Origin of the sequence: Frigidibacter oleivorans (genome assembly GCF_003993775.1) — a bacterium.
Taxonomy (GTDB): domain Bacteria; phylum Pseudomonadota; class Alphaproteobacteria; order Rhodobacterales; family Rhodobacteraceae; genus Frigidibacter; species Frigidibacter oleivorans.
In genome coordinates this window covers 191,868-205,542 of record NZ_RJRZ01000003.1, presented here as the reverse complement: position 1 = coordinate 205,542, position 13,675 = coordinate 191,868, and the positions used below count along the sequence as shown (strand labels likewise).

Annotated in this window: 10 protein-coding genes; 4 read left to right on the top strand and 6 right to left on the bottom strand. The window is 71.8% G+C overall.

Features of this window, described 5'->3' with window-relative positions; all coding sequences use genetic code 11:
- Positions 1-12: 12 nt before the first annotated feature.
- The 4 genes from EEY80_RS20580 to EEY80_RS06205 form a co-directional block, all read right to left on the bottom strand.
- Complete coding sequence (locus EEY80_RS20580; protein ID WP_126975714.1) at positions 13-2,340, bottom strand: chemotaxis protein CheA; 2,328 nt, start codon at positions 2,338-2,340, stop codon at positions 13-15.
- Positions 2,341-2,348: 8 nt separating this feature from the next.
- The gene (locus tag EEY80_RS06215; RefSeq protein WP_126975713.1) at positions 2,349-2,714 is read right to left on the bottom strand and encodes a response regulator; all 366 of its coding nucleotides are present in this window, start codon (positions 2,712-2,714) and stop codon (positions 2,349-2,351) included.
- Positions 2,711-3,103 carry an STAS domain-containing protein gene (locus EEY80_RS06210; protein ID WP_164738165.1) on the bottom strand — a complete coding sequence of 131 codons (393 nt, stop codon included), beginning with the start codon at positions 3,101-3,103 and terminating at the stop codon, positions 2,711-2,713. The genes EEY80_RS06215 and EEY80_RS06210 overlap by 4 nt, the downstream gene beginning before the upstream one ends.
- Before the next feature lie 130 nt (positions 3,104-3,233).
- Positions 3,234-4,220 carry a glucokinase gene (locus EEY80_RS06205; RefSeq protein ID WP_126975711.1) on the bottom strand — a complete coding sequence of 329 codons (987 nt, stop codon included), beginning with the start codon at positions 4,218-4,220 and terminating at the stop codon, positions 3,234-3,236.
- 301 nt (positions 4,221-4,521) lie between these two features.
- Here EEY80_RS06205 and EEY80_RS06200 point away from each other — a divergent pair, with 301 nt between their 5' ends.
- A complete protein-coding gene (locus tag EEY80_RS06200; RefSeq protein WP_126975710.1) occupies positions 4,522-6,165 on the top strand; it encodes an alpha-amylase family glycosyl hydrolase in 1,644 nt (547 codons plus the stop codon).
- Positions 6,166-6,194: 29 nt separating this feature from the next.
- On the opposite strand, the gene EEY80_RS20575 is transcribed toward EEY80_RS06200, so the two are convergent.
- Positions 6,195-7,208, bottom strand: coding sequence for a phosphoadenosine phosphosulfate reductase (locus EEY80_RS20575; protein ID WP_126975709.1), 1,014 nt, complete (start codon positions 7,206-7,208; stop codon positions 6,195-6,197).
- A 122-nt stretch (positions 7,209-7,330) separates the two neighbouring features.
- The gene (locus EEY80_RS06190) at positions 7,331-8,389 is read right to left on the bottom strand and encodes a glycosyltransferase family 2 protein (RefSeq protein WP_126975708.1); all 1,059 of its coding nucleotides are present in this window, start codon (positions 8,387-8,389) and stop codon (positions 7,331-7,333) included.
- Between the two features lie 163 nt (positions 8,390-8,552).
- Here EEY80_RS06190 and EEY80_RS06185 point away from each other — a divergent pair, with 163 nt between their 5' ends.
- The 3 genes from EEY80_RS06185 to EEY80_RS06175 all read left to right on the top strand — a co-directional run bounded on the left by EEY80_RS06185 (position 8,553) and on the right by EEY80_RS06175 (position 13,553).
- Positions 8,553-10,706, top strand: a complete 2,154-nt coding sequence (locus tag EEY80_RS06185; RefSeq protein ID WP_164738164.1) for a glycosyltransferase family 61 protein — start codon at positions 8,553-8,555, stop codon at positions 10,704-10,706.
- Positions 10,703-11,599 (top strand): hypothetical protein, encoded by an 897-nt coding sequence (locus tag EEY80_RS06180; RefSeq protein WP_126975706.1) that lies wholly within the window; start codon positions 10,703-10,705, stop codon positions 11,597-11,599. The genes EEY80_RS06185 and EEY80_RS06180 overlap by 4 nt, the downstream gene beginning before the upstream one ends.
- A gap of 82 nt (positions 11,600-11,681) precedes the next feature.
- Positions 11,682-13,553, top strand: a complete 1,872-nt coding sequence (locus tag EEY80_RS06175) for a glycosyltransferase family 2 protein (protein WP_235829729.1) — start codon at positions 11,682-11,684, stop codon at positions 13,551-13,553.
- Positions 13,554-13,675 lie beyond the last annotated feature (122 nt).

Genomic DNA, 13,675 nt, shown 5'->3' with positions numbered 1-13,675 from the left:
TCTCGGTCTCCGTCAGCCGGCATGGGCGGGACGCGGTTCGGGGTGGAATTCGGGGGGTGGCGGGACGGGCGGGAAAGGGGCGGCGCCGGAGGGCAGCCGCTGGCCCGGCTGCGGCATCAGGCCGCCAGGGTCGAGGATCAGCGCAATCCGGCCGTCGCCGAGGATGGTCGCGGCGGCGATCCCGCGGCAGCGGCCATAGCCGGATTGCAGGCCCTTGATCACCACCTGGCGCTGCTCGACGATCTCGTCGACGATCAGCGCCGCGCGGCTGCCATCCTCCTGCGCGGTCATCAGCACGATCCGGCCGGCGGCGTCGTCGAGCGGCGGGCGAAAGCCCAGTTCCGCGCCGAGATCGACAAGGGGGACGAAGCTGCCGCGGTTGCGGATCACCCCCATGCCGGGGCCGAGCGGGCTGACGGAGCCGGGGGCGAGCGCCGCCGTCTCGACGATGGCAGAGAGGGGCACCACCAGCGTCTCGCCGGCGGCGCGCACCACCATCCCGTCCAGCACCGCGAGCGTCAGCGGCAGGCTGATGGAGAAGCGGGTGCCGCGGCCCCGGTCGGAGGCGATGCTGATCCGGCCGCCGAGCGCCTGGATCGCCCGGCGCACCACGTCCATGCCGACGCCCCGTCCCGACAGGGCCGAAACCTTGTCGGCGGTGGAAAAGCCCGGCAGGAACAGCAGGTTGTCGATCTCGGCCTCTGTCAGCACAGCATCGGGGGCGATCAGGCCGCGCTCGAGCGCCTTGGCGCGGACCCGGGCGCGGTCGATGCCGCCGCCGTCATCGGCGACGACGATGACCACGCGGCCGGCGCGATGCCGGGCGGACAGGGTGATCGTGCCCTCCTCGGGCTTGCCCGCGGCGCGGCGGGCGGTGGGCGGTTCCAGCCCGTGATCGACCGCGTTGCGGATCATGTGGGTCAGCGGGTCGGCGAGACGCTCGATCACCGTCTTGTCGACCTCGGTCGCCTCGCCCTCGCAGCGCAGCCGGACCTGCTTGCCGACCGAGGCCGCCGCCTCGCGCACGATGCGGGCCATGCGCTGGAACAGGGGCTTCACCGGCTGGGCGCGGATGGTCATCACGCTGTCCTGGATGTCGCGGGTCAGCATCATGAAGGCTTCGAGTCCCGTCGCCACGGCGGAATTGGCGGGAAGCCCGGCTTCGGCCACGCTTTGCGCCAGCATCGCCTGGTTGATGACCAGTTCCCCCACGAGGTTCACCAGCCGGTCGATCCGGTCGACATCGACGCGGACAGTGGCCCCGGCCTCGACCCCGCCCGCCGCGGGGGCGCTGGCCGGTGTCGGGAGGATGGCGGGCGCGATGCCCTGCGCGGGCAGGGGCGGGGCGGGGGCGGTGCCGGGCGCGGGCGTGTCGGGCGCGAGCGAAGGCGCGGCTTCGGCCGGTGGCGGTGCGGGGGCCGCGACGCTGGCGGGCGCGGGCGCCGGCTCAAGCGGCGCGGGTGGCGGCTCCGCCTCCGCTTCGTCCGCCTCCGCTTCGTCCGCCTCCGCTTCGTCCGCCGCCGCGGGCGCGACCTCGATGTCGGCCCGATCCTCGACGAAGTCGAAGAGGCCGCGCAACTCGCCCTCGGCTACATCGCCGGCGAGAGCGATCCGCCAGCCGAGACAGGGCGCCTCGGGGTCGAGATCGGCGAGGTCCGGCAGGTCGCGCCGTTCGCAGACGATGTCGGCGGGGCCCAGTGCCGCGAGGGCGCGCAGCAGGTGGACCACCTCGTTGCCCGAGGCATAGAAGCCCGGTCCGGGCCGCAGCCGCACCAGCCAGCCGGCGGGCGGATCGGCCTTTGCCTGCAGGTCCGCTTCGTCCTCCGCTTCGCCCTCCGCGGTCGCCTCGCCCTCCGCCCCCGCGGCATCGAAGTCGAAGGGCAGGGCCAGCGGCACGAAATCGCCCTCATCCGCCGCCTCCGCCGGACCGTCGCCGCTGCAGAGCGCCCCCAGTTCGTCCAGCAGGTTTGCGGCCGCCGCCGGCGCCTCGGCCACGCCGTCGCGGGCCAGCCGGACATGGTCGGCCAGCAGGTCGGCGGCGCGGAAGAACAGCGCGGCACCGTCGCGGGTCAGGGTCAGACGGCCGGCGCGCAGCGCGTCCATCGCCGATTCGTAGCCATGGGCGAAGGCCACCAGCGCGGTCAGGCCGAAGGCACCGGCCCCGCCCTTGATCGAATGGACGGCGCGGAAGGCCACGTTGATGGTTTCCGGATCGGCGGCGCCGCCCTCCGCCGCCGCCTCTGCCAGATGCGCGAGCGCGTCCTGAAGCGCCTCCAGCAGTTCCTCGCATTCGACGAAGAACGAGGCGCGGATTTCGGCCATCGGGTCCGGGGTCGTCATGTCTTGCCTCAGCCCGTGACCATGCGCAGCGCCTGCACCAGTTTCGGCGGATCGAAGGGCTTCACGATCCAGCCCGTGGCTCCGGCGGCGCGGGCGCGGGCCTTCAGTTCCGGCGCGCTTTCCGTCGTCAGCACCAGGATCGGCGTGGCGCGGTGCCGGTCCTGAAGGCGCACCGCCTCGATGAAGCCGAAACCGTCGAGCCGCGGCATGTTGATGTCGGAGATGATGGCGTCGGGTTCCAGCTCCGCGAGGCGTTCCAGCCCGTCGACGCCATCCTCGGCCAGATGCACCTCGATCCCCACCTCGGTCAGGGCCAGGCGCAGCATGTCGCGGATGGTCCGGCTGTCATCGACGGCAAGCACGGTCAGCGTCATGTCCGCACCTCCGCCTGCGCGCCGGGTCCGGCGGCCTCCACCGCAACGGCCTCCACCGCGGCGGCCTCCACCGCGCCCGCCTCCACCGCTTCAGGGCGCAGGCCGCACAATGCCAGCGCCTCGTCGAAGGCGGGCGAGCGGCGGGTCAGGCGCAGCGGCTGGCCGGCCTTGCGCCAGCTTTGCGCGGCGGCGAGCAGCACCTGCAGGCAGAGCCCGCCCAGATGGGACACCTCGCCCGCATCGATGTCGAGCGGGCGGCCGTCATGGGCGCGGATGCGTTCTGCCAGCGGGCGGGCCGCGGGCAGGTCCAGCCGCGGGGGAAGCGTCAGCACCGGGTCGGGGCCGGGCCGGGCATGTTGCCTTGCGCGTCTGGAGGAACTGGCGGTCACCGGATGCTCCCTTGCCGATCGTCGTCGGACAAGGGCTAGACCCGGCGGGTTAAGATCGCATTGACGCGCGACGGCGCGAAACCGCGCCGCATCCGGGGCCAGATGCGGGACCAGGTCCCGGGGCGTCGGCTCAGGCGGCGAGGTCCGACAGGTGGCGGGCGCAGCCGATCAGCGCGGCATAATCGTCCTCGATGACCGTCACCCGGAACTCGGCCATCAGCGGCGCGAAGCGGCCCTTGTCGCGGAAGGCCTCGGCAAAGCCGAACTCCTCGAACCAGGGCGTCAGCGCCCGGGCCATGCCGCCGATCAGGTGCAGCCCGCCATAGGGCAGGTGGATCAGCGCCAGATCGCCTGCCACCCGGCCCAGCATCCGCACCATCACCGCCACCGCCTCGCGCGCGCGGGGCTCGCCCGCCGCGAAGGCCGCGAGGATCTCGGACGAGCTGCGGCGGCCGGGCTGGCCCGTCTCTTCGGCCAGCCAGGCGTCGATGGCGCCGAGCCCGCGGCCCGACAGCACGTCCTCCACCCCCGGATAGCCGTGGTCCAGCGCGACGAAGCGCGACAGCCGCAGATCCTCGTCCGTCCGCACCGGCAGCGTGACATGCCCGCATTCCGAGGCCGCGACGATCCGCCCGTGCGGCCCGTCATGCACGGGCGCGGCGTTGAAGCCGGTGCCCACGCCCACCACCAGCTGCGGGCCGGGGGCGGAATGCCCCTCCACCACCAGCCGGTGCGCGCCCTCGGGCAGATGGCCGAGCGCGTGGCCCTGCGCCTGCAGGTCGTTCAGCACTGCGACCAGGCCCGCGCCCGTGGCCTCGGCCAGCGAGGGGCCGCCGAAGGTCCAGTCGAGATTGGTCAGCCGGCCCACCCCGTCGCGCACCGGACCCGCCACCGCGACGCAGGCGGCGGCCGGGGTGGCGCAGCCCGTCTCCTCGCGATAGCGGACCAGCACCGACTCCAGGTCCGGAAATTCGGCATTGGCATAGCGGCGCACGCTGTCGGTGGCGATGCCGTCCGCCCCCGCCTGCGCCACGCGGGTGTTGGTGCCGCCGACATCGGCCACCAGAGCGCGGGTATCGCAGGCAGAGGGACCGGCGGGGGGAAGGTCAGGGCTCATCGTCGCTCCGTCTGTCTTGTCCGGCCTGCGGGGCCGCGTCCGGCGGGGGCGCCGGGGTCGGCGGCACCTTATGGGCAGGCGCGGCGAAGGTCACGCCGGTTTGTCCCGCGGTCCTAACGCCTGCACCCGTCCCGCGGTTGCGGAACGCGGAACCGGATGACACGTTGCACCTGCCAAGGGGGACAGGCGCGGCCCCCGCGGGCGGTCGGCCCGATGCGCAACGGCCCGGCGCGGCATGTCCGGCGGGGCCGGCCCGCGGCGCGGACGTCGAGATGAAGACTGGCAGGACACGGAGACAGGCATGGCTTTCGTCAAGGACCCCGACTGGTGGCGCGGCGCGGTGATCTACCAGATCTATCCGCGCAGCTTTCAGGATGCCAATGGCGACGGGGTGGGCGACCTGCTGGGTATCGTGCACCGGCTGCCCTATATCGCCGCGCTCGGCGCGGATGCGGTTTGGATCAGCCCGTTCTTCACCTCGCCGATGAAGGATTTCGGCTATGACGTCGCCGACTACCGCGACGTGGACCCCATGTTCGGCACGCTGGCCGATTTCGACCAGGTGATCGCCACCGCGCATCACTACGGGCTGAAGGTGATGATCGACCTCGTGCTGTCGCATACCTCGGACCTGCATCCGTGGTTCCGCGAAAGCCGGTCGAGCCGCGACAACCCGAAGGCCGACTGGTATGTCTGGGCCGATCCCAAACCCGACGGCACCGTGCCCAACAACTGGCTGTCGCAGTTCGGCGGCACCTCGTGGCAATGGGATGCCCGGCGCGAACAGTATTACCTGCACAACTTCCTGACCTCGCAGCCGGACCTGAACTTCCACTGCGCCGAGGTGCAGGAGGCGCTGCTGGACGTGGCGCGGTTCTGGCTGGATCGCGGGGTGGATGGCTTCCGGCTGGACACCATCAATTACTACATGCATGACAAGGGCTTGCGCGACAATCCTCCGCTGGCGCCCGAACTACGCAACGTCAAGACCGCGCCGGCGGTAAACCCCTACAACCACCAGCGGCATATCTATGACAAGAACCACCCCGACAATGTCGAATTCCTGAAGCGGCTCCGGGGGGTGATGATGCCCTTCAACGCCGCCGCCGTGGGCGAGGTCGGCGACAGCCAGCGCGGGCTGGAGATCCTCGGCGAATACACCCGGGGCGACGACCGGATGCAGATGTCCTATGCCTTCGAGTTCCTGTCGGGCGAGGCGCTGACCGCCGCCACCGTCGCCGAGGTCTTCGCCGAGGTCGAGCGTGTGGCCAATGACGGCTGGGTCTGCTGGGCCTTTTCAAACCATGACGTGGTGCGCCACATCACCCGCTGGAACCTGTCGCCCGCGGCGGCGCGGATCTATGCGACGCTGCTGCTTATGATGCGCGGCTCGGTCTGCCTCTATCAGGGCGAGGAGCTGGGCCTGCCCGAGGCGGAACTGGCCTATGAGGATCTGCAGGACCCCTATGGCCGCGAATTCTGGCCGGAATACAAGGGCCGCGATGGCTGCCGCACGCCCATGCCCTGGGACGGGTCGGCGGTGAATGCGGGCTTCTCCAGCGCCAAGCCCTGGCTGCCGGTGCCGTCCTCGCATTACCACCTTGCCGTGACCGAGGCAGAGCACGATCCGGCGGCGCTGTTGCACCATTACCGCCGGGCGCTGTCCTTCCGGCGCGGGCACCGGGCGCTGCGCGCGGGCCATATGGGCGACGTGCATGTCGAGGGCGATGTGATCCGCTTCCGCCGCTGGACCGACACGGAAGAGATCCTGTGCTTCTTCAACCTCTCCGAGGAACCGGCCCATGTGACCGTCCCCGACGGCAACTGGGTGACCATCGCGGGGGAACTGGGCTCGACCCGGCCGGCCCCGGATTTCCAGCTGAACCTCGGGCCCTGGCAGCCCAGCATCCTGCTGAACGACCGCGCCCATCCCCGCGCCGGCTGAGGCGGGCGGGGCGCGCGGGGGGCCGTGCGTCAGCCGGCCTGCCGCGCGGTGCCCGCATCCTCGGCCGCGTCCGCTGCCGCATCGCTTGCCGTCACCGAGTCCGGCACATCGGGCAGCGGCTGGCCGCGATCGGCCAGATCCTCGGCGATCTGCTGCGACCAGCGGCGGAACCGGCGCGACCCGGTGGTGCGGAACGCCGCGCGGTAGAGCAGCCCGACCAGCCGCATCCGCCTGTCGGTCTCCAGCCGCTGCCCCAGACGGCGCAGATAGGGCATGTAGCGCCGCCGCGCCCGGTAAAGCCGCCAGAACAGCGCCGGGGTCAGCCGCCCTTCGCCCGCGGCCACCAGCACCGGCCCCAGAACCTCCATCTCGGCCAGTGCGGCGGCCGGGTCGGGGCCGATCCCGCGGCAGGGCAGGAGCGTGGTGAAGTTGCGGGCGAACAGCGCCGCATGCATCGCATCCTCGCGCTCGCGCGGGTCGTACAGCACGAAGACCGGCCCCGCGCCCTCGACCATTTCGGGGGCAAAGCCATAGCGGTCGGTAAAGGCCTGCCGCCGCTCGCCGCGGAACCGCTCGTCCCAGCCGGCCACCCGCGGGTCGAGCGTCGCCTGCGGCGCGGCCATCACCACCGTCGCCCCCGGCGCGGTGACGGAGAAGGCGCCCGCCGCATAGCCGCCCCGGCCCGCGCCCCAGAACACCACCCGGTCGAAATCCTCGAAGAAGGCGTCGTCCGCCTGCCGGTCGAAGAAGCCATAGACCGCCGGATCGCGATACCAGCCCTCGCGCACGGCGATCAGGCACAGGCAGGACCAGCCCTTCGCCTCGGCGATGTCGAGCCCCAGCGGCCGGTGCCCGGGCCGGGCGCGGATGGCGGCGAGGCTTTCGAAGGTGACGATCAGCACCGGGCCGTCCTCGGCGAAGACGGCGGCATGGCGCGGCCCCAGCGATTCGAAATAGCCCTGCTCTTCGCCAAGCGCCTCGAGCGCCTCCAGCGTGTCGAGATCGTCCTGATCCACCACATCGAGGGCGTGGTTCTCGGCCATCCCGGGCTCCTTCTGCTGCGGGCCGCCGCCCGGGTTCACGTTCGCCTCACCAACGCGGCGGATCAAGGGGCCGATCCGGGCAAAATCATGTCATTTGCAAGGAGTGGGTGGGGCGGAACCGGCTAATCCGCGGCATCGGGGGCCACTGTTTCCGCAGCGCGGCGTGCATGGGCCAGCAGCAGCGCCATCCGCTCGGGCGGCAGCGGCCGGCTGGCCGGGGCCAGCAGCAGCCGGCCGAACAGCGCCCGCCACGGCTCCTCGGCCATCAGCGCGGCAAAGCGCTGGCGCCGCCAGGCCACCGCCGCCCGGTGCAGCGGCCCCAGCACCCGGTCTGCCAGCAGCTCGTCCAGCAGCGGCGCGGCCCGGGCGGCGGCGGGCAGGATGCTGCGATCCTCCTCGGTATCGAAATTCCGCTCCACCCAGTAGGACATGTCATGGGCGGCCGCCTCGCGGTTGGCGCGGCCCCGCGCGGCCTTGACCACATAGCTTTCCATCGCGCCGAGCGCGTAGTGGTTGATCTGCGCGAGCCCGTACATGTCGGGCGCGGGCGGCACGAAGAGGCCGGTCTGCGCGAAGCGCGGCGGCAGGGTCCGGCCGGAGCCCGCGATCCAGCGCTGGCGGGGCAGGGCATCGGGGCGGGGCTGGCGGGGGCGGTGGACGCCGAGCCGGGCATAGCTGCCATCGTTGCGGAACAGGGTCTTGACCATCGCCGCCCGCCAGGGCCAGGCCATGCCGGGCGGCGCGGCGCGCAGGAACTGCGCCGTCACCGGCCGGTCCTCGAACCCCGTCACCCCGCCATTGCCGAACAGCCGCCAGGGCAGGGCGAAGGCCGTGGCCCGCGGATCGGCGGCGAAGAGCGCGTCGAGCGTGCCGTCCCCCGCATGGATGTTCAGGAACTCGTCGATGTCGATCGGCATCGCCCAATCCGCCGCAGCCAGCGCCGGGTGCCGTTCGGCGGCGTTCAGCGCCGTCCATTGCGGCCCCTTGGCGAAGGGTCCGGCCTGCCGTTCATGGATCGCCAGCCCCATCTCCGCCAGCCGGTCCAGCATCGCATCGGTGCCGTCGCTGCAATCGTTGGAAAAGCCGAGAATCGCCGTGAAGCCCGCGCTGCGGTGAAAGGCCACCCATTCCAGCAGGAAGGCGCCCTCGTCCTTCACCGTCAGGATCGCCAGCCTGTCCATTCCGTCCCCCGCTCGTGCTGTGGGCCATCCTAGGGCCGGGCCGCGCCGGGTGAAAGCGGCCGTGGTAGCCCCGGCCGCCGCCGCGCGCGGCCTTTCCTTGGGCCGGGCTGCGGTATAGGGTTCGGCCAGGCCCGCGCCGGGCCGCGGGGACGGGACGGTCAGGGTGTTCTCAGGGGTGTTCGACGTGTTGCATCAGCGATCCATCGCCGCAGCGCGCCTTGCCCTTCGTGCCCCCGCCGATGGCCGCGGCGCGGCGGCGGAACGACGGCTGCCCCTGCCGCCGCCCCTGGCCGCCGATGCCACGGCCGCCGTGGCGCAGGGCGATTTCCGGCTGCCCTTGGGGCTGGTCGAGGCGCAGTTCCACCGCCGGTCCGACGCGCTGTGGGTGACCTTCGACAATCTCGGCTCGGTCGGCGCCTACGATCCGCCGCAGCCCTGGCTGCAGGCGCGGGCGGCGAAGGCGGGGGTGTCGATCCTCGGGCTGATCGCCAGCCGCAAGGACTGGTACCGCAATGCCGACACGCCCCGGCTGATCGGGGCGCTGCGCGACGCGGGCCTCTTCGCGGGCTTCCGGCGGATCACCTTCATCGGCGCCTCGATGGGCGGTTTCGCGGCGCTGGTCCATGCGCCGCTGGTGCCGGGGGCCGAGGCGCTGGCCTTCAGCCCGCAATCGACGTTGGCGAAGAAGCGGGCGCGGTTCGACAAGCGCTATCGCTATGCGCAGAAGACCTGGGACTGGGACAGCCCGGACTTCCTCGACGCGGCCGAGGCGATGGCGGGCGGCCTGCGGGCGACGGTGGTCTTCGATCCCTTCGTGCCCGAGGATCATGCGCATCTGCGGCGGATGGCGGGGCCGGGCCTGACCGAGATCCGGGTGCCGCATCTGGGTCACCGCGCGATCCGCAACCTGAAGGGTCTGGGCCTGCTCGACCCGCTGATCGAGGATGTGGCGGCGGGGCGGTTCGATCCCGCGGCCTTCGCCCGCGCCTTCCGCGATGCCCGCCGCGCCGACCTGTCCTGGCGCCGCGCGGCCTTTGCCGAGGCGGAACGGCGGGGCCATGCCGGGTTGCTGCCCGGGGCCATCGCCGCGCTGCGGGCGCGCGAGGGCGACAGCCCCTTCCTGCGCCGCGCCAGCCGCCGCCTGGCCGAACGCGCCGCGGCTGCGCCGGGGCAGGGCGGCGAGATCCGGGTGACGGCCGGCGACCCGCAGCCGCCCTTCGCCGGGCTGATCCTCGACCTTCCGGGCGCGCTGGTGGTGCCGGAACGCGACCATGACGAAAAGCTGGCCTCGGGCGTGCTGCAGGCCGACGGGCAATGGTGCGCCCTGTCCGAGGCCTGGATCCGCGCCGCGAAATCCACGCCCGCGCCGCGGCTTTCGCCGGGCGAGCCGGTGACCGACCTGCCGGGCACGCATCTGTTCGCCGGGCATTTCCGCGGGCATTTCGGGCATTTCCTGGTGGAATCGACCGCCCGCCTGTGGGCGCTGCCGCATCTGCCGGTGCGGCCCGACAGCATCCTCTACCTGCCCTATCGCGGCGACGCGCGGGCCATCGAACGCGCGATCGAGGGGCATCAGGAGTTCTTCCGGCTGATGGGCATCGACATGCCCGTCCGCACCCATGCCGGGGCGCTGCGGGTGGAACGGCTGTTCGTGCCGGAGCTGGGCTTCGGCTGGAAGGAGCGCTATGCCGGCTCGCCCGCCTATCGCGCCGTCTTCCGCGAGCGGCTGTCGGCGGCGGTGCCGGCGGAAGGAGGCGAGCGGCTTTACATCTCGCGCGCGCGGCTGAACGCGCAGCGGGGCGGCATCCTCGGCGAGACGGTGATCGAGGAGAACCTCGCGCGCGCCGGCTTCGAGATCTTCCACCCCGAACGGCATCCGCTGGCCACCCAGATCGCCCGCTACAAGGCGGCGCGGCAGATCGTGGGGCTGGACGGGTCGGCCTTCCACCTTGCCGCCTATGTGCTGGCGCCGGAGGCGCAGGTGACGATGATCCTGCGCCGGTCGAAGGCCAATGTCGCCGATTACGACCTGCAGTTCCGCAGCTTCGCCGGGGTGACGCCCCGGGTGATCGACGCGATCCGCCGGGACTGGGTGGCGGAGGAGGCGACCCGCGTCGATTTCCGCTCGGTGGGCGAGGTGGATTTCGTCCGCCTCTTCGACCGGCTGGCGGCGCTCGGCCATCTGCCGCCCGGCTTCGTGCCCGACCTGCCGGAGGCCGCCGCCATCGCCGAGATGCTGGCCGAGTTCGGCGAGCGCCGGGGCCAGCCGATGCGGGCGCTGAAGCCCGGCGAACGCCATCTGGACGAGGACCCATGACCGACATCCCCCGCCTGACGGTCTTCTTCATCGTCGAGCCGCCGGAATACCAGAAGCTCGCCTGCTACCTCGCCGCCTCGCTGCGCGAACAGTTCGGGTCGGCGGTGGCGCTGGTCGGCTATTGCCCGGCGGGCAAGATCGGTGAGGTGGATACCGATTGCCGGGCGGTGCTGGATCGGCTCGGCTGCGACATCCGGCCCTTCGCGACCGAGGGCCGCTTCGACCCGGCCTATCCGCATGGCAACAAGCTGCTGGCGACGCTGGAGCCGCGTGACACCGACTATTCCTGCTTCATGGATTCGGACGTGCTGTGCCTGCGCCCGAACCGGGTGGAAAACCTGATCGCCCCCGGCGCCGTGGCGCTGACGCCCGCCGCCTCGCTCAACTGGGCACCGCAGGCGATGTGGGACCGGGTCTATTCCACCTGCGGGATGGAGAAGCCCGACCAGCGGCTGATGCTGATGCGCCAGCGCAAGGGCCGGCCGCAGCTGCCCTATTTCAGCTCCGGCCTGTTCTGCTTTCCCGAACGGCATCGCACGGCCGAAGGGCAGAGCTTCCCGCAGGTCTGGATGGACCTCGCGCAGAAGATCGACGCCGATCCCGAGGTGCCGAAGAAGCGCCCCTATCTGGACCAGATCAGCCTGCCGCTGGCGATCCGCAAGGCCGGGCTCGACTGGCACCTGCTGCCCGAGGAGCAGCATTACATCCTCGGCGGCCGGATGCGCGGCGAGGACCTGCCCGAGGGGCGCGAGATCTTCACCGTCCACTACCGGCAATGGGACATCCTGCGCGAAACCGGGCTGTCGCGCGCGGCCAAGGACATGCTGGAACGGCAGGCGGGGGTCAGGCGCATCTCGCAGATGTCGAAGCGCGGCGCGGGGGTGGGGGCGTGAGGATCACGATGCCCTTCCCGCACCCGCCCCGGTCGGGCGCGGTCCTCTGTCGGATGCTCTGCGCCAGCCGGGGGCCGCGTCCGTGACCACCCCCACCCCCCCGCGCGGCGCCGGCCCCCGCTGGGGCAGCGTCCCCTTCGCGTTCAAGCGCCACCAGAGCCCGCACGGGCAGGTGACGGCGGTGTCGATGATGAAGGACGAAGGTCCCTTCGTCATCGAATGGGTAGCCCATCACCTTGCCATCGGCTTCACCGACCTCGTGGTCTACACCAACGACTGTTCCGACGGCACCGATGACATGCTGATCCGGCTCGAGGAGCTGGGCCTCTGCCATCACCGCGAAAACCGCATCCCCCAGGGCCTGCGCCCCCAGCCCTCGGCGCTGAACTACGCGCAGGAGGAACCGGTCGTCGGCCAGTCCGACTGGGTGATGGTCTTCGACGCCGACGAATTCCTGTCGATCCGCCATGGCGACGGCACGCTGGACGGGCTGATCGCGGCGGCCGAGGATCGCGGCGCCAACGGCATCGTGGTGACATGGCGCATCTTCGGTTCGGGCGGGGTCATCGACTGGTCGCGCGCGCCGGTCACCGAACAGTACCTGATGGCCGCGCCGCAAAGCTGGAACAAGGGCTGGGGCGTGAAGACCCTGTTCCGCTTCGACCCCGACTGCTGGAAGCTGGGCATCCACCGCCCGAAGATGAAGAACAAGGTGATCGACACCGACTTTCCCGACCGGGTGCACTGGCTGAACGGCTCGGGGAAGGAGATGGAGGACTATTTCAAGTTCCGCGGCTGGCGGTCGATCAACCGCACCGTCGGCTATGACTGGGTGCAGCTGAACCACTATGCGGTGAAATCGGTGGAAAGCTACGCGATCCGCCGGCTGCGCGGCAATGTCAACAACAAGGCCGACAAGTACAATTCCGATTACTGGGCGCTGCAGGATCGCAACGAGGTGCGCGACGACACGATGCTGCGCTATTCTGCCCGCCGCGATGCGGTGATCGCCGCGCTGCTGTCGGACCCGGTGCTGCACCGGCTGCATCACGCGGCGCTGGACCGGGTCGAGGCGCGGCTGGAGGAGATCCGCCGCACCGACGCCTATCGCGAACTGCGCGAGAAGCTGGCGGCGGCGAGCGAGATCCCGATCAGCCAGATCACCGCCAAGCCGCCGCAGCCCCGCGACAAGGACAAGATCGCGGCGCTGATGTCCGAGGTCGAAAGCCGCCGCAACGCCAAGTCCAGGGCCGAGCGCAAGGCCGCCCCGAAAGAGGCCGCCGCGCCGATCGTGCCGACCGGGCTGATCGCCGCCGCGCCGCTGCCGCCGGTCGATGTCGAACCCGACCGCTGGATCGCCAACCATACCGTCGATCTGCCCGCCGATCCGCGGATCTTCACCCCCCCGGGTCTGGCGCTGGTCGAGGCGGGCCGGTTCGAGCGGGCGCTGGCGCGGCGGCTGCCGGCGATCCTGCCGCGCGAGGGCCGGATGCTGGAGATCGGCGCCGCCAGCGGCTTTCTGGCCGCGCATCTGATGCGGGCGCGGGGCGGGCTGCAGATCGCGCTGGCCGAGGACGAGCCCGCGCTGCGGACGACCATCGGCCGGGTGCTGGCGCGCAACGGCCTGACCGGGCGGGCGGATCTGCGCCTGCTGGACCCGCTGGAGGAGGCCACGCCCGACCGCTTGGCGGGGCTGGTGGCGGACCAGCGGCCCGACATCCTCGCGCTGGCCGATCCGCGGCTGACGGGGGCGGACATTGCGGCGCTGGTGGCGCGGCTGCCCGCGCCGCTGCCGCGCATCGTCTTCCTGTGGGGGCGGGTGCTGGAACAGGGGGGCGAGGCGCTGGCCCCGGCCCTCGCGGCGCTGGCGGCGCGGGGCTATGCGCCCGGTTTCGGATTCGACGCCAATATCGCCATCGGGGTGGAATTGTCGCCGGTTACCCCGGCCGATTGAGGCCGATGCGGCGGTGCGGCGTTCAATTGTTGGCCTGATGGGGCTCAGCGTCTATGCTGGGTTCCGGCACGGGTGCGGCAGCATGCCGGACCCGATTCCCGATGCGGAGGCGCGGGAACTGG